This window comes from Streptomyces sp. NPDC047130 (genome assembly GCF_040643475.1).
In the GTDB taxonomy this organism is placed as follows: Bacteria; Actinomycetota; Actinomycetes; order Streptomycetales; family Streptomycetaceae; genus Streptomyces.
In genome coordinates, this window is record NZ_JBEYUK010000001.1 from 96,361 (window position 1) to 117,141 (window position 20,781).

The 20,781-nt window shown below is 69.6% G+C and carries 15 protein-coding genes and 1 tRNA gene; 14 read left to right on the forward strand and 2 right to left on the reverse strand.

All coding sequences use genetic code 11. The features are described 5' to 3' along the window. The first annotated feature begins 104 nt into the window (after positions 1-104). From ABZ836_RS00450 to ABZ836_RS00465, 4 genes are all read left to right on the forward strand, one after another. Positions 105-716 carry a TetR/AcrR family transcriptional regulator gene (locus tag ABZ836_RS00450; protein WP_361138065.1) on the forward strand — a complete coding sequence of 204 codons (612 nt, stop codon included), beginning with the start codon at positions 105-107 and terminating at the stop codon, positions 714-716. Between the two features lie 158 nt (positions 717-874). Continuing rightward, complete coding sequence (locus ABZ836_RS00455) at positions 875-2,356, forward strand: DHA2 family efflux MFS transporter permease subunit (RefSeq protein WP_361138067.1); 1,482 nt, start codon at positions 875-877, stop codon at positions 2,354-2,356. Between the two features lie 469 nt (positions 2,357-2,825). Then, positions 2,826-3,206 (forward strand): DUF3291 domain-containing protein, encoded by a 381-nt coding sequence (locus tag ABZ836_RS00460; RefSeq protein ID WP_361138069.1) that lies wholly within the window; start codon positions 2,826-2,828, stop codon positions 3,204-3,206. Positions 3,207-3,286: 80 nt separating this feature from the next. Continuing rightward, complete coding sequence (locus ABZ836_RS00465; protein WP_361138071.1) at positions 3,287-4,342, forward strand: UDP-N-acetylmuramate dehydrogenase; 1,056 nt, start codon at positions 3,287-3,289, stop codon at positions 4,340-4,342. 40 nt (positions 4,343-4,382) lie between these two features. Here ABZ836_RS00465 and ABZ836_RS00470 read toward each other — a convergent pair whose 3' ends face one another. Continuing rightward, positions 4,383-5,408 (reverse strand): adenosine deaminase, encoded by a 1,026-nt coding sequence (locus ABZ836_RS00470; RefSeq protein WP_361138073.1) that lies wholly within the window; start codon positions 5,406-5,408, stop codon positions 4,383-4,385. Positions 5,409-5,563: 155 nt separating this feature from the next. Beyond that, positions 5,564-6,790, reverse strand: a complete 1,227-nt coding sequence (locus tag ABZ836_RS00475) for a pyridoxal phosphate-dependent aminotransferase (RefSeq protein WP_361138075.1) — start codon at positions 6,788-6,790, stop codon at positions 5,564-5,566. A gap of 251 nt (positions 6,791-7,041) precedes the next feature. Here ABZ836_RS00475 and ABZ836_RS00480 point away from each other — a divergent pair. From ABZ836_RS00480 to ABZ836_RS00525, 10 genes are all read left to right on the forward strand, one after another. After that, positions 7,042-7,114: transfer RNA gene (locus ABZ836_RS00480), tRNA-Trp, on the forward strand. A 108-nt stretch (positions 7,115-7,222) separates the two neighbouring features. After that, positions 7,223-7,498 carry a preprotein translocase subunit SecE gene (gene secE, locus ABZ836_RS00485; RefSeq protein ID WP_356128579.1) on the forward strand — a complete coding sequence of 92 codons (276 nt, stop codon included), beginning with the start codon at positions 7,223-7,225 and terminating at the stop codon, positions 7,496-7,498. Between the two features lie 243 nt (positions 7,499-7,741). Continuing rightward, positions 7,742-8,554, forward strand: a complete 813-nt coding sequence (gene nusG, locus ABZ836_RS00490; RefSeq protein WP_361138077.1) for a transcription termination/antitermination protein NusG — start codon at positions 7,742-7,744, stop codon at positions 8,552-8,554. Positions 8,555-8,718: 164 nt separating this feature from the next. Then, positions 8,719-9,153, forward strand: a complete 435-nt coding sequence (gene rplK / locus ABZ836_RS00495; protein ID WP_108954835.1) for a 50S ribosomal protein L11 — start codon at positions 8,719-8,721, stop codon at positions 9,151-9,153. Between the two features lie 75 nt (positions 9,154-9,228). Beyond that, positions 9,229-9,954, forward strand: coding sequence for a 50S ribosomal protein L1 (rplA, locus tag ABZ836_RS00500; RefSeq protein WP_356128586.1), 726 nt, complete (start codon positions 9,229-9,231; stop codon positions 9,952-9,954). Positions 9,955-10,210: 256 nt separating this feature from the next. Further along, positions 10,211-11,128, forward strand: a complete 918-nt coding sequence (locus tag ABZ836_RS00505; RefSeq protein WP_361138080.1) for a hypothetical protein — start codon at positions 10,211-10,213, stop codon at positions 11,126-11,128. Positions 11,129-11,437: 309 nt separating this feature from the next. Further along, a complete protein-coding gene (gene rplJ, locus ABZ836_RS00510; RefSeq protein WP_356128592.1) occupies positions 11,438-11,968 on the forward strand; it encodes a 50S ribosomal protein L10 in 531 nt (176 codons plus the stop codon). A gap of 119 nt (positions 11,969-12,087) precedes the next feature. Further along, on the forward strand, positions 12,088-12,477 hold the full coding sequence (rplL, locus tag ABZ836_RS00515) for a 50S ribosomal protein L7/L12 (protein WP_356128594.1): 390 nt from the start codon (positions 12,088-12,090) through the stop codon (positions 12,475-12,477). Positions 12,478-13,141: 664 nt separating this feature from the next. Beyond that, positions 13,142-16,627, forward strand: a complete 3,486-nt coding sequence (gene rpoB, locus ABZ836_RS00520) for a DNA-directed RNA polymerase subunit beta (protein ID WP_356128597.1) — start codon at positions 13,142-13,144, stop codon at positions 16,625-16,627. A 102-nt stretch (positions 16,628-16,729) separates the two neighbouring features. Continuing rightward, the gene (locus ABZ836_RS00525) at positions 16,730-20,629 is read left to right on the forward strand and encodes a DNA-directed RNA polymerase subunit beta' (protein WP_356128599.1); all 3,900 of its coding nucleotides are present in this window, start codon (positions 16,730-16,732) and stop codon (positions 20,627-20,629) included. Positions 20,630-20,781: the final 152 nt, after the last annotated feature.

Below are 20,781 nucleotides of genomic sequence, written 5' to 3' on the forward strand. Positions count from 1 at the left end.
CTCCCTCCGGGCGGCCCCGCCCACGCTTTTCTCTCCGTGACTCTTCCTGCGCCTCGCGCATTGGGGCCTTGCGTAGTTAGTGAGTGAGCACTAACTTCGGGTCCATGGTTCGGATGAGCGCCGAGGAGCGGCGCGAGGCGGTGATCCGCGCGGCGATGAGCGAGTTCGCCCGCGGCGGCTACGCGGGCACGTCGACGGAATCGATCGCCCGCCGGGTCGGTGTCTCGCAGCCGTACCTCTTCCGGCTCTTCCAGGGCAAGAAGGGGCTCTTCCTCGCCGCGATCGAGCGCTGCATGGAGGAGTTGCAGGTCACCTTCGAGGAGGCGTCCGAGGGCGTGCGCGGGGCCGACGCCCTGGTCGCCATGGCCGACGCCTACACCGGCCTGATCGCCGAGCGTCCGGAACTGCTCCGGCTGCAGATGCAGATGTTCGTCACCGTGTCCGCCGCCGAGGAGGCCGGTGACCACGAGTTCGGGGCGTCGGTCCGGGCCGGCTGGATGCGGCTCTGGGACACCGTCCACCTGCCGTTGGGGTCGGACGTCGACGAGACCACGCGGTTCATGGCCGCCGGGATGCTCATCAACTCCCTGGTGGCCATGGGCTTCCCGGCCGGGCACCGGGTCTGGGCGGGGCTCGGCACCCCGGGCGCCGCGGACGCCGGGTCGGAGGGGTCGGAAGGGCCTGAGGGGCCGGAGGGGTCGGCGCCGGGGGAGTAGGCGGAGCCGCGGCCGTGCCGGGTCGCGGGGACGGCCGCTTCCCCTTCGTGCGCCGTCGAAAGTTAGTGAGCACTCACTAGTCAGGACCGGCACGGCCGGCAGAACCGCAGAACACGCAGAATCCGCAGACAGGCACGTGAACACTTTCAGGGGGAGAGATGTCACCACGCACCACCACGGGTCACCGCCAGGGCTCCACGGCCTGGACGCTCGCCCTCACGGGCATCGCGGGCTTCATGGCGAGCCTGGACAACCTGGTCGTCACCACCGCCCTGCCCCGGATCCGTGAGGACCTCGGCGGCGCGTTGCACGACCTCGAATGGACCGTCAGCGCCTACACCCTCACCTTCGCGGCGCTCATGATGCTCGGCGCGGCCCTCGGCGACCGGTACGGCCGCCGCAGGATGTTCCTGGCCGGGCTGGCCATTTTCACCGCGGCCTCCGCGGGCGCGGCCCTCGCGCCCGACATCGACGCCCTGCTCGTCGCGCGCGCCGCACAGGGCGTCGGCGCGGCCGTCATGATGCCGCTGACCCTCACCCTGCTGACCGCCGCGGTGCCGGAGGAGCGGCGGGGCGCCGCCCTCGGGATCTGGGGCGCGGTCAACGGGCTGGCGGTGGCCGGCGGCCCGCTCGTCGGCGGCGCCCTCACCGAGCACGTGTCGTGGCAGTGGATCTTCTGGCTGAACGTCCCCACCGGACTGCTCCTGCTGCCGCTGGCCCGTCTGCGGCTCGCCGAGTCGCGCGGCGCCGAGGTCCCGCTCGACCTGATCGGCACCCTGCTGGCCGGTTCCGGCCTGTTCGGACTCGTGTACGGACTGGTCCGCGGTCCCGCCGACGGCTGGACGGACCCGGCGGTGCTGCTGAGCCTCGTCGCCGGCGTGGTGCTGCTCATCGGCTTCGTCGCGTACGAGTCCCGGACCGCGCACCCGATGCTGCCGATGCGGCTCTTCCGGTCCCGGGCCTTCAGCGCGATCAACGCGGCGAGTCTGCTGATGTTCGTCGGAATGTTCGGGTCGATCTTCCTGCTCAGCCAGTTCCTGCAGTCCGTGCTGCACCACTCGCCCACCGAGGCCGGGCTGCGCATGCTGCCGTGGACCGCCATGCCGCTGGTGGTCGCGCCGCTGGCGGGAGTGCTCTCCGACCGGATCGGCGGGCGTCCGGTGGTGGTCGCGGGCCTGTTCCTGCAGGCGGCCGGCCTGGGCTGGTTCGCCGTCGTCACGTCGACGGACGTGAGCTACGCGGCGCAGTTGCCCGCGCTGATCGTCAGCGGCATCGGCATGGGCCTCTACTTCGCCCCGGCCGCCGGCCTGGTGATGTCCTCCGTCCTCCCGCACCGGCGGGGCGTCGCCTCCGGGGCGAACAACGCGCTCCGCGAGGTCGGGGGCGCGCTGGGCGTCGCGGTGATGTCGTCCGTCTTCTCCGCGGCCGGCGGCCTCGGCTCGGGGGCGGACTTCGTCGCGGGACTGAGGCCCGCGCTGGTGGTCGGCGCCGTGACGGTGGCGCTCGCGGGTGCGGCCGCGCTGGCGCTGCCCGTCTCCCCGGCGAAGGCCCCGGTTCCCGCCGAACCCGGCCCGCGACCGGCACGGAAGGCGGAGGCCGCCGCCTCCGCACCCTCCGGGCGCCTGCCCGACAGCCCCTGACCGCCGCCCCGCCGGACCGTGCCCGAGCCGCTTCGCGAGCCGCCCCGGCGGGCCGATGCGCCAACGGCCTTGCGGGACAGCCCTGCGGGACGGGCCTGTCGGCCGCCCCCGCGGACCGATGCGCGAGCACCCTGCAGGGCCGTCCCGCCGGACCACGTGCCAAGCGCTCCGCCGGACCGGTGCGAGCCGCCCCACGGAACCGCCCCGCGAACCGCCCGGCGGACCGATGCGCGCACCGCCCGGTGGGACCGCCCCGCCGGACCGGCGACGCGAGCCGCCCCGCCGGACCTATGGGCGTACCGCCCCACGGGACCGCCCCACGAACCGCACGCCGGACAGATGCACGAACCGCCCGGTGGGACCGCCCCGCCGGACCGCGCACCGCCGGCGGGCCGCCCGGCGCACCGCACCGGCGCACCGCCCCGCCCGTACCGCCGAGTGTCCGTACGTGACGAGAGGGAGACCTGTCATGCCCACCCTGCCGTGGACCGTTTCCACCCCGCCCCCCGAGGGCGCCGACGTGCACGTGTTCGCCTCGCGCTTCGAGACCCGCACCCGCTGGGGCGCGCTGAGGTTCTTCCTCGGCACCCCCGCCGTCCGGCGGCAGGTGGCCACCGCGCCCGGCGCGTACGGGGCGAGCCTGCGCGCCGCTCCGCTGCGGCGGACGTTCTGGACCGTCTCCGCCTGGGAGTCGCCCGAGGCGCTGCGCGCCTTCGCCCGCTCCGGTCCGCACGGGCCGGCCGCCCGGCGGCTGGCCGCCACCATGAAGGACAAGCGGTACGCCTCCTGGAGGGCCCCCGCCGACGGCCTGCCGGTCGCCTGGGACGAGGTCCTGCGCCGCCTCGGCTGACCGCCGCGGCCGCCCCGGCCGCCCGGGACCCCCGTGCCCACAGGGGGAACCGGGCGGCCGGGTCTCGTAGGCTGGTGCGCGTGCAGGAACGACATGACGCCCCGCTCGCCCCGCTGACCACCTTCCGCCTCGGAGGCCCGGCCCGCCGGCTGATCACCGCGACCACCGACGCCGAGGTGGTCGAGGCCGTCCGTGAGGCGGACGCCTCCGGCACGCCGCTGCTGGTCGTCGGCGGCGGGTCCAACCTCGTCATCGGCGACAAGGGCTTCGAGGGCACCGCCCTGCGCATCGCCACCAGCGGCTTCTCGCTCGACGGCACCCGGCTGGAGCTCGCCGCCGGCGAGGTCTGGTCCGAGGCCGTGGCGCGCACCGTCCAGGCCGGTCTGGCGGGCATCGAGTGCCTGTCCGGCATCCCCGGCTCGGCGGGCGCCACGCCGATCCAGAACGTCGGCGCCTACGGGCAGGAGGTCTCCTCCACCGTCACCGAGGTGATCGCCTACGACCGGGCGGAGGGACGCACCGTCACCCTGTCCAACGCCGAGTGCGCCTTCTCCTACCGGCACAGCCGCTTCAAGGCCGACCCCGACCGCTACGTCGTCCTGCGGGTCCGCTTCGAGCTGGAGGACGCCGGCGGCATGTCCGCCCCCGTGAAGTACCCCGAGACCGCGCGGGCCCTGGGCGTCGAGGCCGGGGACCGGGTGCCGCTGGAGCGGGCCCGGGAGACGGTGCTGAAGCTGCGGGCCGGCAAGGGCATGGTGCTGGACGCCGAGGACCACGACACGTGGTCCGCCGGCTCCTTCTTCACCAACCCGATCCTGGACGAGCAGGCCTTCGCCCTCTTCCTGGAGCGGGTCCGCGAACGGCTGGGCGACGACGTGACGCCGCCCGCCTACCCGGCGGGGGAGGGCCGCACCAAGACCTCGGCCGCCTGGCTGATCGACAAGGCCGGCTTCACCAAGGGCTACGGCACCGGGCCCGCCCGCATCTCCACCAAGCACACCCTGGCCCTCACCAACCGCGGCGAGGCCACCACCGAGGACCTGCTCGCCCTGGCCCGCGAGGTGGTGGCCGGCGTCCGCGAGGCGTTCGGCGTCACGCTGGTCAACGAGCCGGTCATGGTGGGCGTCGGCCTCTGAGCGCCCGGCCCGTTTCCCGGCGCACTCCGGCCCGCCGCCGTCACGCCGGCGAGGTCAGCCAGGTGTCGATGCCGGCCAGCAGACGGGACCGCACCTCCGGCGGCGCCGCGGAGCCGCGGACCGACTGACGGGCCAGCTCGGCCAGCTCCGCGTCGTCGAAGCCGTGGTGCTCCCGGGCGACCTCGTACTGCGCGGCCAGCCGGGAGCCGAAGAGCAGCGGGTCGTCCGCGCCCAGCGCCAGCGGCACCCCCGCCTCGAACATGGTGCGCAGCGGGACCTCCTCCGGCTTGTCGTAGACGCCCAGCGCCACGTTGGAGGAGGGGCACACCTCGCAGGTGATCTGCCGGTCCGCGAGCCGCCGGAGCAGCCGCGGGTCCTCCGCCGCCCGCACGCCGTGGCCGATCCGGGTGGCCTCCAGGTCGTCCAGGCAGTCCCGCACCGAGGCCGGGCCGGTCAGCTCGCCGCCGTGCGGGGCCGCGAGGAGGCCGCCCTCCCGCGCGATCGCGAAGGCCCGGTCGAAGTCACGGGCCAGGCCGCGCCGTTCGTCGTTGGAGAGGCCGAAGCCGACCACCCCGCGGTCCGCGTAGCGCACCGCCAGCCGGGCCAGGGTCCGCGCGTCCAGGGGGTGCTTCATCCGGTTCGCCGCCACCAGCACGCGGATGCCCAGGCCGGTCTCGCGGGAGGCCGCCTCCACCGCGTCCAGGATGATCTCCATGGTGGGGATCAGGCCGCCCAGCCGCGGCGCGTAGGAGGTCGGGTCCACCTGGATCTCCAGCCACCCCGAGCCGTCCCGGACGTCCTCCTCGGCGGCCTCCCGGACCAGCCGGCGGATGTCGTCCTCGTCACGGAGGCAGTTCCGGGCGGCGTCGTAGAGCCGCTGGAAGCGGAACCAGCCCCGCTCGTCGGTGGCGCGCAGCTGCGGGGGCTCCGCCCCGGTCAGCGCGTCCGGCAGACGGACGCCGTGCTTGTCCGCCAGTTCGAGCAGGGTCTGGGGGCGCATCGAACCGGTGAAGTGCAGGTGCAGATGAGCCTTCGGCAGCTTGGTGAGATCACGTACGCGCTCCATTGCCCGATCCTGCCGTACTCCCATGGCCCTCTCCTACCCCGTTCCTCCTTCGGGACCTTGCCCGAACGAAAAATCGGTCCGGCAAACCGGGCGAAAAGGGGGCGGGGCCGGTGCGTGACCCCACGCACCGGCCCCGCCCACGGGGTCCGGCCGGCTCAGTCCTGGGCCTCCGCCAGCAGCTTCTGGATGCGGCTGACGCCCTCGACGAGGTCCTCGTCGCCCAGCGCGTAGGAGAGCCGCAGGTAACCGGGGGTGCCGAAGGCCTCGCCCGGGACGACCGCGACCTCCACCTCCTCCAGGATCAGCGCGGCGAGCTCCACGGAGTTCTGCGGACGGCGGCCGCGGATCTCCTTGCCGATGAGCGCCTTCACCGACGGGTAGGCGTAGAACGCGCCCTCCGGCTCCGGGCAGACCACGCCGTCGATCTCGTTGAGCATCCGCACGATGGTCCGGCGGCGGCGGTCGAAGGCCTCGCGCATCCTCTCCACGGCGGCCAGGTCGCCGGAGACGGCGGCCAGGGCCGCGGCCTGGGCCACGTTGGAGACGTTGGAGGTGGCGTGCGACTGCAGGTTGGTCGCGGCCTTCACGACGTCCTTGGGGCCGATGATCCAGCCCACCCGCCAGCCGGTCATCGCGTACGTCTTCGCGACGCCGTTGACCACGACGCACTTGTCGCGCAGCTCGGGCAGCAGGGCCGGCAGCGAGGTGAAGGAGGCGTCGCCGTAGACCAGGTGCTCGTAGATCTCGTCGGTCAGCACCCACAGGCCGTGCTCGACGGCCCAGCGGCCGATGGCCTCGGCGTCCTCACGGCTGTAGACCGCGCCGGTCGGGTTGGAGGGCGAGACGAACAGGACGACCTTGGTGCGGTCGGTCCGGGCGGCCTCGAGCTGCTCGACCGAGACCCGGTAGCCGGTCGTCTCGTCGGCCACGACCTCCACCGGGACGCCGCCGGCCAGGCGGATCGACTCCGGGTAGGTGGTCCAGTACGGGGCCGGGACGATGACCTCGTCGCCCGGGTCGAGGATCGCGGCGAAGGCCTCGTAGATGGCCTGCTTGCCGCCGTTGGTCACCAGCACCTGCGAGGGGTCGACCTCGTAGCCGGAGTCGCGCAGCGTCTTGGCGGCGATCGCGGCCTTGAGCTCGGGCAGGCCGCCGGCCGGGGTGTAGCGGTGGAACTTCGGGTTCTTGCAGGCTTCGATCGCGGCCTCGACGATGTAGTCCGGCGTCGGGAAGTCCGGCTCGCCGGCGCCGAAGCCGATCACCGGGCGCCCGGCGGCCTTCAGGGCCTTGGCCTTGGCGTCGACGGCGAGGGTCGCGGACTCGGAGATCGCGCCGATGCGGGCGGACACCCGCCGCTCGGTCGGAGAGGTAGCTGCGCTCATGGCCGCCATGGTTTCAGAAAGGAAACGGCGTCGGCATCCCGGTTCGCGGAGTGAACAGGGGGTGCACAAGCGTGCCCATCCGGACGCCGTGGCGGAAGTTCTCACCGAGGTGGGCGGGCGTCGCGGAACTTTATGTTCGACGCCGGGCCCAAGAGCACGTACACTCTCACCTCGTTGGACGCCGACGGACCGTGCCGGTCGGGAGCTTGCGAGTCTCCCGATGGCATGCGGTAGGTTGGTGGACACCACAAAGGGTCGTAGCTCAATTGGTAGAGCACTGGTCTCCAAAACCAGCGGTTGGGGGTTCAAGTCCCTCCGGCCCTGCTACACACACCTAGCCAGGATGTGTGCGCATGTCAGTACTGCTATGCACCGCCGTGCGGCTCATACCGGGCTCGTGCACGGCATGACCCGGGATTCAGGTGAGGACGAGTGACGGACGCCGTGGGCTCCATCGACATGCCTGACGCCCAGGACGAAGACAAGAAGCCGCGCAAGGGCGGCAAGCGCGCCAAGAAGGGCCCGCTGAAGCGCCTGGCGCTCTTCTACCGCCAGATCGTCGCGGAGCTTCGCAAGGTCGTCTGGCCCACCCGCAGTCAGCTGAGCACCTACACGACCGTGGTCATCATCTTCGTGGTGATCATGATCGGCCTGGTCACGGTGATCGACTTCGGTCTCGACGAGGCCGCCGGCTGGGTCTTCGGATAGCCCCCAGCAGCACCTGGAACCGCATCGCAGCAGACAGGGCGCCGTGCAAACGGCGCCCTTGTTCGCGTCCCGGCCCGGTGTTCATGAACACCTGACAGGGACGAATCGTCCGCTAGGCTGAACCCCAGTGTTCCGTTGGACCGTCGACGTCTCTCCCGCGAGAGGCCCGGCGGGGAGCGCCCCCGGCAGGCGGCGCCGGCGGAACGGCATCAACCCCCATGTACCCAGGAAGAAGCAGCCACCGTGTCTGACCCGAACCTGAACGACGCCAGCGAGTCGGTCGAGGCCGTCGAGGACGAGCTCGAGATCGTCGAGGGCGCGGACACCGAGGACACCGAGACCTCCGCCGAGGTCGAGGCTGCCGACGCCGACGTCGAGGAGGCGCCCGAGGGCGCCGCCGACGAGTCGGAGGAGAGCGCGGGCGAGGCCGGCGAGGTCGTGGACCCGGTGGCCGCCCTCCGCGAGGAACTGCGCACCCTGCCCGGCGACTGGTACGTGATCCACACGTACGCCGGCTACGAGAAGCGCGTGAAGGCCAACCTCGAGCAGCGTGCCGTCTCCCTGAACGTCGAGGAGTTCATCTACCAGGCCGAGGTCCCCGAGGAAGAGATCGTCCAGATCAAGAACGGCGAGCGGAAGACGGTCAAGCAGAACAAGCTGCCCGGCTACGTCCTCGTCCGCATGGATCTGACGAACGAGTCCTGGGGCGTCGTCCGCAACACCCCGGGCGTCACCGGCTTCGTGGGCAACGCCTACGACCCGTACCCGCTGTCGCTGGACGAGATCGTGAAGATGCTCGCCCCGGAGGCCGAGGCCAAGGCCGCCCGCGAGGCCGCCGAGGCCGAGGGCAAGCCGGCCCCGCAGCGCAAGGTCGAGGTCCAGGTCCTGGACTTCGAGGTGGGCGACTCGGTCACCGTCACCGACGGCCCCTTCGCCACGCTGCAGGCGACGATCAACGAGATCAACGCCGACTCGAAGAAGGTCAAGGGCCTGGTCGAGATCTTCGGCCGGGAGACCCCGGTCGAGCTGTCCTTCGACCAGATCCAGAAGAACTGATCCAAAGTCTTCCGAAACAGGTCGGACGGCACACTTCGGTGGCCGTCTGACCTGCTCGGTTTTCAGCCGCACATGGATACCCGTTATCGTGGTGCGGTATGCCTCCATCCGGCTGATTCGGATGGTTGGCTCGAACCTCTCACTAAGACCCGGAGAGAGAGCACATGCCTCCCAAGAAGAAGAAGGTCACGGGGCTCATCAAGCTCCAGATCAACGCCGGTGCGGCCAACCCGGCCCCGCCGGTCGGCCCCGCGCTGGGCCAGCACGGCGTCAACATCATGGAGTTCTGCAAGGCCTACAACGCCGCGACCGAGTCGCAGCGTGGCTGGGTCATCCCGGTGGAGATCACGGTCTACGAGGACCGCTCCTTCACCTTCGTGACCAAGACTCCGCCGGCCGCGAAGATGATCCTCAAGGCCGCGGGCGTCGAGAAGGGCTCCGGCGAGCCGCACAAGACCAAGGTCGCGAAGATCACCGACGCGCAGGTCCGTGAGATCGCCACGACCAAGATGCCCGACCTCAACGCCAACGACATCGACGCCGCGGCGAAGATCATCGCCGGCACCGCCCGTTCCATGGGCATCACCGTCGAAGGCTGACCAACCCCGTAGCAGTTGACGTGGAAGGGCCGGCTCGGCCCGCACCACGACTCCTCTCAGTACTCAGGAGCAGAAGTGAGCAAGCGCAGCAAGTCTCTCCGCGCTGCGGACGCCAAGGTCGACCGGGAGAAGCTCTACGCCCCGCTCGAGGCCGTCCGTCTCGCCAAGGAGACCTCCACGACCAAGTTCGACGGCACCGTCGAGGTCGCCTTCCGTCTGGGTGTCGACCCGCGCAAGGCCGACCAGATGGTCCGTGGCACCGTGAACCTCCCGCACGGCACCGGTAAGACCGCCCGGGTCCTGGTCTTCGCGACCGGCGACCGTGCCGAGGCCGCGCGTGCCGCGGGCGCCGACATCGTCGGCTCCGACGAGCTCATCGACGAGGTCGCCAAGGGCCGCCTCGACTTCGACGCCGTCGTCGCCACCCCGGACCTCATGGGCAAGGTCGGCCGCCTCGGCCGCGTGCTCGGTCCGCGTGGTCTGATGCCGAACCCGAAGACCGGCACCGTCACCATGGACACCGCGAAGGCCGTCACCGAGATCAAGGGCGGCAAGATCGAGTTCCGGGTCGACAAGCACTCGAACCTGCACTTCATCATCGGCAAGACGTCCTTCGACGACACCAAGCTGGTGGAGAACTACGGCGCCGCGCTGGAGGAGATCCTCCGTCTGAAGCCGTCCGCCGCGAAGGGCCGGTACATCAAGAAGGCCGCGCTCTCCACGACGATGGGCCCCGGCATCCCGCTGGACCCGAACCGTACGCGGAACCTCCTCGTCGAGGAGGACCCGGCCGCGGTCTGAGCCTGAGGCTCACCGCGACGGATTCTTCCGGTGGCCCCGCCCCCTCGCCTGGGGGGCGGGGCCACCGCCGTTTCCGGCCGCCCGGAGGCCGTTTCCGGGACCGGGCAACGCGGCGGTCGTCAACAGTGCCGGAAAAAGGGGGACGCGCTGTCGTACCCCGTGCCTAGTGTGGAGAACGACCCGCGGCGGTGCCGCACGCCGGGCACCGGCAGCGGGTCGCGTACGCATACCGGCAACGATCCCGGGGGGATCACCCATGACACTTCGCACCCGTCGCCCGCTGGCCGCCGTCGCCGCCGTCTCGGCCGTGCTGCTCGGCGCCTCCGCCTGCCAGGGCGAGGAGACGGCCGGCCGGACGGACGCCGCCTCCCAGGCGAAGGGGGGAGCCAACCCGGAGGCCGCGCTGGCCGCCGCGTTCGAGAAGACCTCCGACGTCAAGACCGCCCACGTCGAGATGACGATGACCGTCCCGGGCCCCCAGGGCGGCGAGATCACCATGAGCGGGGTCCAGGGCTGGGACCCGGGCCTGCTGGACGTGACGATGTCCGGCGCGGCGCTCGGCGGCGGGCAGCCGGGGGCGCCGCAGGAGATCCGGATGCTGATGGTCGACCAGGCCATGTACATGGACATGGGCAAGGCCGCCGCCGCGGAGATGGACGGCAAGCGCTGGATGAAGATGGACCTCGCCGAGCTCGCCGAGCTCGCCGAGTCCGCCGGGAAGCAGGGCGGGGCCGACGCCTCCGGCCTCTCCGGCGCCATGAACGAGAACATGAACCAGAACCCGGCCGAGTCGCTGGCCATCCTGCTGGAGTCGCCGAACATCCAGCACGTCGGCGCCGAGAAGGTCAACGGTCTGGAGACCGAGCATTACAAGGGCACCGTGCCGGTCGCGGAGATGATCGAGTCCAACAAGGCCTTCGACAACCTCACCGAGGCCGAGCGCGAGAAGCTGGCGACCACCATCGAGACGGCCGGGGTGAGTACCTACGAGATCGAGGTCTGGGTGACGGAGGACGACCTGCCGGCCCGGATGGACGTGGTCATGGACTCCTCCCTCGGCGAGATGGAGGTCCGGATGGACCTGTCCGAGTTCGGCACCAAGGCCGAGGTCACGCCGCCGCCGGCCGAGGAGACCTTCGACCTGGCCGAGATGATGGCCGGCGCGGGCGCCTGACGGCACCCGATCCGCGTGCGAAGAGGGGACGTCCCGGGCGGATTTGCTCCGGGGCGCCCCCCTCACGTACCCTTCCGAGGAAGCCAAAGACCGCTGGTCGTTGCCGTGCGCTCGCATGAGGGTGCGGTGGCCGAAGGATCCGCTGAAGTGCGGGCGACCCGCGTAGGTGACCGTGGATGAGTTCCCGGAACGGCCTGAGCCGTGCCGGTCGAGCTGAGCCCCGTGCGCCTGCGCATGGGGCGTTTCGTTTTTCCCAGTCCTCCTTCGGGTCCGCGCGGTCCGAATCACCCGGAAGGAGGCCGAGGCTCTATGGCGAGGCCCGACAAGGCTGCCGCGGTTGCCGAGCTCGTGGACGCGTTCCGCAGCTCCAACGCCGCCGTGCTGACCGAGTACCGCGGTCTCACCGTGGCCCAGCTCAAGCAGCTGCGCCGTTCGCTCGGTGAGAACGCCCAGTACGCCGTGGTGAAGAACACGCTGACCAAGATTGCGGCCAACGAGGCCGGGATCTCCTCGCTCGACGACCTGTTCAACGGTCCGACGGCGGTCGCCTTCGTCACCGGTGACCCGGTGGAGTCGGCGAAGGGTCTCCGTGACTTCGCCAAGGAGAACCCGAATCTCGTCATCAAGGGCGGTGTCCTTGACGGCAAGGCGCTGTCCGCCGACGAGATCAAGAAGCTTGCGGACCTCGAGTCCCGCGAGGTTCTGCTCTCCAAGCTGGCGGGTGCCATGAAGGGCAAGCAGTCCCAGGCTGCCTCTGTCTTCCAGGCGCTCCCGTCGAAGCTCGTCCGCACCGTGGACGCGCTTCGCGCCAAGCAGGACGAGCAGGGCGGTGCCGAGTAATTCGGCTCGCTTTCTGATCGCCGCCGCCTGAGCGCGTCGGGGATCAACAGCGGGCCCAACGTACGCCCGCCTCACCCAGTACATCCGGCACCCGCCGATCGAGTGGAAGGACCGCCATCATGGCGAAGCTCACCCAGGACGAGCTGCTTGCCCAGTTCGAGGAGATGACCCTCATCGAGCTCTCCGAGTTCGTGAAGGCCTTCGAGGACAAGTTCGACGTCACCGCCGCCGCTGCCGCCCCGGTCATGGTCGCCGGTGGCGCCGCCGCCGGTGGTGCCGCCGAGGCCGCCGAGGAGAAGGACGAGTTCGACGTCATCCTCACCGGCGCCGGCGAGAAGAAGATCCAGGTCATCAAGGTCGTGCGCGAGCTCACCTCCCTCGGCCTGAAGGAGGCCAAGGACCTGGTGGACGGCACCCCGAAGCCCGTCCTCGAGAAGGTCAACAAGGAGGCCGCGGACAAGGCTGCCGAGGCCCTCAAGGGCGCCGGCGCCTCCGTCGAGGTCAAGTAAGACCTCTGCGGGTCCGCACGGATCCTGCGGTCGTGACAGCCGCCGCGTAAGCCGGCTGTAACGCTGACGCACCGGAGAGCGATCACCCAAGTGGGTGGTCGCTCTTCGGCGTTTCCCGGGCCCTCCGGCGGGCTCCTTGCGGTGTCGGTGGCTCGGGGTATGGTGATCTTCGCCGTGCCCGGGGAGTCCCGCACGCAGTGCTTTCCGGTGGCCGTGGCAGCGCGCCGCCGGGGAACAGCCGGACAGCGGGGAGCTCTTGACGAACCGCACGTGGCGCGCGATTCTCAGTTCGCGCCGCGACACGATCCGTATCCGAGGCATGGATCGGCGGCGAAGAGGGCAGTATCACCGTGCGTTGACGGCAGGGGGTATCGCTCCCGCCCGAGGCGCCGTCGAGACGGTGACAAGACAAGGTGTCGAGAACAGCGAGGGTCAGCGGCATTCGTGGGGTTCACGCATACCCGCACTGGACATCAGTGAGCCATGTGGCTACACTGACCCTTTGCGCTGCCTGTTAGCTGCCCCCTGCCCGTCACCAGGGGTCTGCCCTCGCTCGAGCCAGGAAGGCCGGACCGTCCCGACCTGGGATTTCGTCCTCCCTTCCTCCCCTCTGCGGGGGGCCGGTACGCGCGTAGTGAGTCCGAGCCCTCGGAAGGACCCCCTCTTGGCCGCCTCGCGCACTGCCTCGACCGCGAATACGAACAACGGTGCCAGCACCGCCCCGCTGCGCATCTCCTTTGCAAAGATCAAGGAGCCCCTCGAGGTTCCGAACCTTCTGGCGCTGCAAACCGAGAGCTTCGACTGGCTGCTCGGCAACGACGCGTGGAAGGCTCGCGTCGAGGCGGCTCTGGAGTCAGGTCAGGACGTCCCCACCAAGTCCGGTCTGGAGGAGATCTTCGAGGAGATCTCCCCGATCGAGGACTTCTCCGGGTCGATGTCGCTGACCTTCCGCGACCACCGTTTCGAGCCCCCGAAGAACTCCATCGAGGAGTGCAAGGAGCGCGACTTCACGTACGCGGCTCCGCTCTTCGTCACCGCCGAGTTCACCAACAACGAGACCGGCGAGATCAAGTCCCAGACGGTCTTCATGGGCGACTTCCCGCTCATGACCAACAAGGGCACCTTCGTGATCAACGGCACCGAGCGTGTCGTGGTCTCGCAGCTGGTCCGTTCGCCGGGCGTCTACTTCGACTCCTCGATCGACAAGACGTCCGACAAGGACATCTTCTCCGCCAAGATCATCCCCTCCCGGGGCGCCTGGCTGGAGATGGAGATCGACAAGCGCGACATGGTCGGTGTCCGCATCGACCGCAAGCGCAAGCAGTCGGTCACCGTGCTGCTCAAGGCGCTCGGCTACACCACCGAGCAGATCCTCGAGGAGTTCGGCGACTACGAGTCCATCCGCGCCACCCTGGAGAAGGACCACACCCAGGGCCAGGACGACGCGCTGCTGGACATCTACCGCAAGCTGCGTCCGGGCGAGCCCCCGACGCGTGAGGCCGCGCAGACGCTGCTCGAGAACCTCTACTTCAACCCCAAGCGCTACGACCTGGCCAAGGTCGGCCGCTACAAGGTCAACAAGAAGCTGGGCACGGACACCCCGCTGGACGCCGGGATCCTGACCGTCGAGGACATCATCGCGACGATCAAGTACCTGGTGAAGCTGCACGCCGGCGAGACCGAGACGGTCGGGGACAACGGCTCGACCGTGGTCGTCGAGACCGACGACATCGACCACTTCGGCAACCGCCGCCTGCGCAACGTCGGCGAGCTGATCCAGAACCAGGTCCGTACGGGTCTCGCCCGTATGGAGCGCGTCGTGCGCGAGCGCATGACCACCCAGGACGTCGAGGCGATCACGCCGCAGACCCTGATCAACATCCGGCCGGTCGTCGCCTCCATCAAGGAGTTCTTCGGCACCAGCCAGCTGTCGCAGTTCATGGACCAGAACAACCCGCTGTCGGGTCTGACCCACAAGCGCCGTCTGTCGGCGCTGGGCCCCGGCGGTCTGTCCCGTGAGCGGGCCGGCTTCGAGGTCCGTGACGTGCACCCGTCGCACTACGGCCGCATGTGCCCGATCGAGACGCCCGAAGGCCCGAACATCGGTCTGATCGGCTCGCTCGCCTCCTACGGCCGCGTCAACGCGTTCGGCTTCGTCGAGACCCCGTACCGCAAGGTCATCGACGGCCAGGTCACCGACGACGTCGACTACCTGACCGCCGACGAGGAGGACCGCTTCGTCATCGCGCAGGCCAACGCGCCGCTGACCGACGAGCTCCGCTTCGCCGAGAGCCGCGTGCTGGTCCGCCGCAAGGGCGGCGAGGTCGACTACGTCGGCCCCGAGGACGTGGACTACATGGACGTCTCGCCGCGCCAGATGGTGTCGGTCGCGACCGCCATGATCCCGTTCCTCGAGCACGACGACGCCAACCGTGCCCTCATGGGCGCGAACATGATGCGCCAGGCCGTGCCGCTCATCAAGAGCGAGGCCCCGCTGGTCGGCACCGGCATGGAGTACCGCTCCGCGGTCGACGCCGGCGACGTGGTCAAGGCCGAGAAGGACGGTGTGGTCCAGGAGGTCTCCGCGGACTACATCACCACCGCCAACGACGACGGCACGTACATCACGTACCGCCTGGCCAAGTTCTCCCGCTCCAACCAGGGCACCTCGGTCAACCAGAAGGTCATCGTCAACGAGGGCGACCGGATCATCACCGGTCAGGTCCTCGCCGACGGCCCGGCCACCGAGAACGGCGAGATGGCCCTCGGCAAGAACCTGCTCGTGGCGTTCATGCCGTGGGAGGGTCACAACTACGAGGACGCGATCATCCTGTCGCAGCGCCTCGTGCAGGACGACGTCCTCTCCTCGATCCACATCGAGGAGCACGAGGTCGACGCCCGTGACACCAAGCTGGGCCCCGAGGAGATCACTCGGGACATCCCGAACGTCTCCGAGGAGGTCCTGGCCGACCTCGACGAGCGCGGCATCATCCGCATCGGCGCCGAGGTCATCGCCGGCGACATCCTGGTCGGCAAGGTCACGCCCAAGGGTGAGACCGAGCTGACCCCGGAGGAGCGCCTGCTGCGCGCGATCTTCGGTGAGAAGGCCCGTGAGGTCCGCGACACCTCGCTGAAGGTGCCGCACGGTGAGACCGGCAAGGTCATCGGCGTGCGCGTCTTCGACCGCGAGGAGGGCGACGAGCTGCCGCCGGGCGTGAACCAGCTGGTCCGCGTCTACGTCGCGCAGAAGCGCAAGATCACCGACGGTGACAAGCTCGCCGGCCGCCACGGCAACAAGGGCGTCATCTCGAAGATCCTGCCGATCGAGGACATGCCGTTCCTGGAGGACGGCACCCCGGTCGACATCATCCTCAACCCGCTGGGTGTGCCGTCCCGAATGAACCCGGGACAGGTGCTGGAGATCCACCTCGGCTGGCTCGCCAGCCGCGGCTGGGACGTCTCCGGCCTGGCCGACGAGTGGGCCCGCCGCCTCCAGGCGATCGGCGCCGACGCGGTCCAGCCCGGCACCAACGTCGCGACCCCGGTCTTCGACGGCGCCCGTGAGGACGAGCTCGCCGGCCTGCTGCAGCACACCATCCCGAACCGCGACGGCAACCGCATGGTCCTGCCGTCCGGCAAGGCGAGGCTGTTCGACGGCCGCTCCGGCGAGCCGTTCCCGGACCCGATCTCGGTCGGGTACATGTACATCCTCAAGCTGCACCACCTGGTCGACGACAAGCTGCACGCCCGCTCGACCGGCCCGTACTCCATGATCACCCAGCAGCCGCTGGGTGGTAAGGCCCAGTTCGGTGGCCAGCGCTTCGGCGAGATGGAGGTGTGGGCGCTGGAGGCTTACGGCGCCGCGTACGCCCTCCAGGAGCTGCTGACCATCAAGTCCGACGACGTGACCGGCCGCGTGAAGGTCTACGAGGCCATCGTCAAGGGCGAGAACATCCCTGAGCCCGGCATCCCCGAGTCCTTCAAGGTGCTCATCAAGGAGATGCAGTCCCTGTGCCTCAACGTGGAGGTGCTGTCCAGCGACGGTATGTCCATCGAGATGCGTGACACCGACGAGGACGTCTTCCGCGCTGCGGAGGAGCTCGGCATCGACCTGTCCCGGCGCGAGCCGAGCAGCGTCGAAGAGGTCTGACGGGAGTCCGGTGGGGGGCCTGCCGTTGAGGCCGGCCCCCGCCGATCCCGCGACCCCCGTTTCAGACCACAGACTTACAACCCTGAGAGGGATTGACGCATAGTGCTCGACGTCAACTTCTTCGACGAGCTCCGGATCGGTCTGGCGACCGCTGACGACATCCGTCAGTGGAGCCACGGCGAGGTCAAGAAGCCCGAGACCATCAACTACCGCACCCTCAAGCCGGAAAAGGACGGGCTCTTCTGCGAGAAGATCTTCGGTCCCACCCGGGACTGGGAGTGCTACTGCGGCAAGTACAAGCGCGTCCGCTTCAAGGGCATCATCTGTGAGCGCTGCGGCGTCGAGGTGACCCGCGCCAAGGTGCGCCGTGAGCGGATGGGCCACATCGAGCTCGCCGCCCCCGTCACCCACATCTGGTACTTCAAGGGCGTCCCGTCGCGTCTGGGCTACCTGCTCGACCTCGCCCCGAAGGACCTCGAGAAGGTCATCTACTTCGCCGCGTACATGATCACGTACGTGGACGAGGAGCGTCGTCAGCGTGACCTGCCCTCGCTGGAGGCCCACGTCTCCGTCGAGCGCCAGCAGATCGAGAACCGCCGCGACGCGGACCTCGAGGCCCGCGCCAAGAAGCTCGAGAACGACCTGGCCGAGCTCGAGGCCGAGGGCGCCAAGGCCGACGTGCGCCGCAAGGTGCGTGACGGTGCCGAGCGCGAGATGAAGCAGCTCCGCGACCGCGCCCAGCGCGAGATCGACCGCCTCGACGAGGTGTGGAACCGCTTCAAGAACCTCAAGGTCCAGGACCTCGAGGGCGACGAGATGCTCTACCGCGAGCTGCGTGACCGCTTCGGCACGTACTTCGACGGCTCGATGGGCGCCGCCGCGCTGCAGAAGCGGCTGGAGTCCTTCGACCTCGAGGAGGAGGCCGAGAAGCTCCGCGAGATCATCCGCACCGGCAAGGGCCAGAAGAAGACCCGTGCGCTCAAGCGCCTCAAGGTCGTCTCCGCGTTCCTGCAGACCAGCAACAGCCCCAAGGGCATGGTGCTCGACTGCGTGCCGGTCATCCCGCCGGACCTGCGTCCGATGGTGCAGCTGGACGGTGGCCGCTTCGCGACCTCCGACCTGAACGACCTGTACCGCCGCGTCATCAACCGCAACAACCGCCTGAAGCGGCTTCTCGACCTCGGCGCGCCCGAGATCATCGTGAACAACGAGAAGCGCATGCTCCAGGAGGCCGTGGACGCGCTGTTCGACAACGGCCGTCGTGGCCGGCCGGTCACCGGTCCGGGCAACCGTCCGCTGAAGTCCCTGAGCGACATGCTCAAGGGCAAGCAGGGCCGCTTCCGCCAGAACCTCCTCGGCAAGCGCGTGGACTACTCCGCGCGTTCCGTGATCGTCGTCGGTCCGCAGCTCAAGCTGCACCAGTGCGGTCTGCCGAAGGCGATGGCGCTGGAGCTCTTCAAGCCGTTCGTGATGAAGCGCCTGGTCGACCTGAACCACGCGCAGAACATCAAGAGCGCCAAGCGGATGGTCGAGCGCGGCCGCACGGTCGTGTACGACGTCCTCGAAGAGGTCATCGCCGAGCACCCGGTTCTGCTGAACCGTGCGCCCACCCTGCACCGCCTGGGCATCCAGGCCTTCGAGCCGCAGCTGGTCGAGGGCAAGGCCATCCAGATCCACCCGCTCGTCTGCACCGCGTTCAACGCGGACTTCGACGGTGACCAGATGGCCGTCCACCTGCCGCTCTCCGCGGAGGCGCAGGCCGAGGCGCGCATCCTGATGCTCTCCTCGAACAACATCCTGAAGCCGGCCGACGGCCGTCCGGTGACGATGCCGACCCAGGACATGGTCCTCGGTCTGTTCTTCCTCACCACCGACGCCGAGGGCCGCAGCCCCAAGGGCGAGGGCCGCTCCTTCGCGTCCGTCGCCGAGGCGATCATGGCCTTCGACGCCGGTGAGCTCTCGCTCCAGGCCGAGGTGGACATCCGCTTCCCGGTCGGCACCATGCCGCCCCGCGGCTGGACCCCGCCGGCCGACGACGAGGACGCCGCCGAGTGGCAGCAGGGTGACTCGTTCCGTCTGCGGACGACCCTCGGCCGCGCGCTCTTCAACGAGCTGCTGCCGGAGGACTACCCGTTCGTCGACGAAGAGGTGGGCAAGAAGCAGCTCTCCGAGATCGTCAACGACCTCGCCGAGCGCTACCCCAAGGTGATCGTGGCGGCGACGCTCGACAACCTGAAGTCGTCCGGCTTCTTCTGGGCGACCCGCTCGGGTGTCACCGTGGCCATCTCCGACATCGTCGTCCCGGACGCGAAGAAGGAGATCGTCCAGTCGTACGAGGCCAAGGACGAGAAGGTCCAGAAGCAGTACGAGCGCGGTCTGATCACCAAGGAAGAGCGCACCAACGAGCTCATCGGCATCTGGACCGAGGCGACCAACAAGGTCGCCGAGGCCATGAACGACAACTTCCCGAAGGTCAACCCGGTCTCCATGATGGTGAACTCGGGCGCCCGAGGAAACATGATGCAGATGCGTCAGATCGCCGGTATGCGTGGTCTGGTGTCGAACGCCAAGAACGAGACGATCCCGCGTCCCATCAAGGCGTCCTTCCGTGAGGGCCTGTCCGTGCTGGAGTACTTCATCTCCACCCACGGCGCCCGTAAGGGTCTCGCGGACACCGCCCTGCGTACCGCCGACTCGGGTTACCTGACCCGTCGTCTGGTGGACGTCTCGCAGGACGTGATCATCCGCGAGGAGGACTGCGGCACCGAGCGCGGCCTCAAGCTGAAGATCGCCGAGCGCGACGAGGCGGGCGTCTTCGCCAAGGTCGGCAACGTGGAGACCTCGGTCTACGCACGCTGCCTCGCCGAGGACGTCGTCGTCGACGGCAAGGTGCTCGCCCCGGCGGGCGTCGACCTCGGTGACGTGCTCATCGACCAGCTGGTCAAGGCGGGCGTCGAGGAGGTCAAGACCCGCTCGGTCCTGACCTGCGAGTCCGCCGTCGGTACCTGCGCCATGTGCTACGGCCGTTCGCTGGCCACCGGCAAGCTGGTCGACATCGGTGAGGCGGTCGGCATCATCGCCGCCCAGTCCATCGGTGAGCCCGGTACCCAGCTGACGATGCGTACCTTCCACACCGGTGGTGTGGCCGGTGACGACATCACCCAGGGTCTGCCGCGTGTCGTCGAGCTCTTCGAGGCCCGTACCCCGAAGGGTGTCGCCCCGATCTCCGAGGCCGCCGGCCGCGTGCGGATCGAGGAGACCGAGAAGACCAAGAAGATCGTCGTCACCCCGGACGACGGCAGCGACGAGATGGCCTACCCCATCTCCAAGCGCGCCAAGGTCCTGGTGGGCGAGGGCGACCACGTCCAGGTCGGTCAGCAGCTCACCATGGGTGCGACCAACCCGCACGACGTGCTGCGCATCCTCGGCCAGCGCGCGGTCCAGGTCCACCTGGTCGGCGAGGTCCAGAAGGTCTACAACTCGCAGGGCGTGTCGATCCACGACAAGCACATCGAGATCATCATCCGGCAGATGCTGCGCCGCGTGACGATCATCGAGTCCGGCGACGCGGAGCTGCTGCCGGGCGAGCTGGTGGAGCGCTCGAAGTTCGAGACCGAGAACCGTCGTGTGGTCCAGGAAGGCGGCCACCCGGCCTCCGGCCGTCCGCAGCTGATGGGTATCACCAAGGCCTCGCTGGCGACCGAGTCGTGGCTGTCGGCGGCGTCCTTCCAGGAGACGACCAGGGTCCTGACGGACGCGGCGATCAACGCCAAGTCCGACTCCCTGATCGGCCTCAAGGAGAACGTCATCATCGGTAAGCTCATCCCGGCCGGTACGGGTCTGTCCCGCTACCGCAACATCCGGGTCGAGCCGACCGAGGAGGCCAAGGCCGCCATGTACTCGGCGGTGGGCTACGACGACATGGACTACTCGCCGTTCGGCGCCGGCTCCGGCCAGGCGGTGCCGCTGGAGGACTACGACTACGGTCCGTACAACCAGTAAGCGGCAGGTCCACGCGAGCGGGTAGGTCCCGCGAACGGAAGGGCGGTCACCCCTGGGGGTGGCCGCCCTTCGGCGTGCCCGGGCGGGGAGTGGGAGTGGGGCCGCGGGGCGGCGGGGCGCGCGGGCCGACGCGGCGCGAGGGCGGCGGGCCG

Bases quoted from the DNA above. Each gene is read 5' to 3' on its own strand.
- ABZ836_RS00450 (WP_361138065.1), top strand. From the start codon at position 105: ATGGTTCGGATGAGCGCCGAGGAGCGGCGCGAGGCGGTGATCCGCGCG.
- ABZ836_RS00455 (WP_361138067.1), top strand. From the start codon at position 875: ATGTCACCACGCACCACCACGGGTCACCGCCAGGGCTCCACGGCCTGG.
- ABZ836_RS00460 (WP_361138069.1), top strand. From the start codon at position 2,826: ATGCCCACCCTGCCGTGGACCGTTTCCACCCCGCCCCCCGAGGGCGCC.
- ABZ836_RS00470 (WP_361138073.1), bottom strand. From the start codon at position 5,408: ATGGAGCGCGTACGTGATCTCACCAAGCTGCCGAAGGCTCATCTGCAC.
- ABZ836_RS00475 (WP_361138075.1), bottom strand. From the start codon at position 6,790: ATGAGCGCAGCTACCTCTCCGACCGAGCGGCGGGTGTCCGCCCGCATC.
- rplK (WP_108954835.1), top strand. From the start codon at position 8,719: ATGCCTCCCAAGAAGAAGAAGGTCACGGGGCTCATCAAGCTCCAGATC.
- ABZ836_RS00505 (WP_361138080.1), top strand. From the start codon at position 10,211: ATGACACTTCGCACCCGTCGCCCGCTGGCCGCCGTCGCCGCCGTCTCG.
- rplJ (WP_356128592.1), top strand. From the start codon at position 11,438: ATGGCGAGGCCCGACAAGGCTGCCGCGGTTGCCGAGCTCGTGGACGCG.
- rplL (WP_356128594.1), top strand. From the start codon at position 12,088: ATGGCGAAGCTCACCCAGGACGAGCTGCTTGCCCAGTTCGAGGAGATG.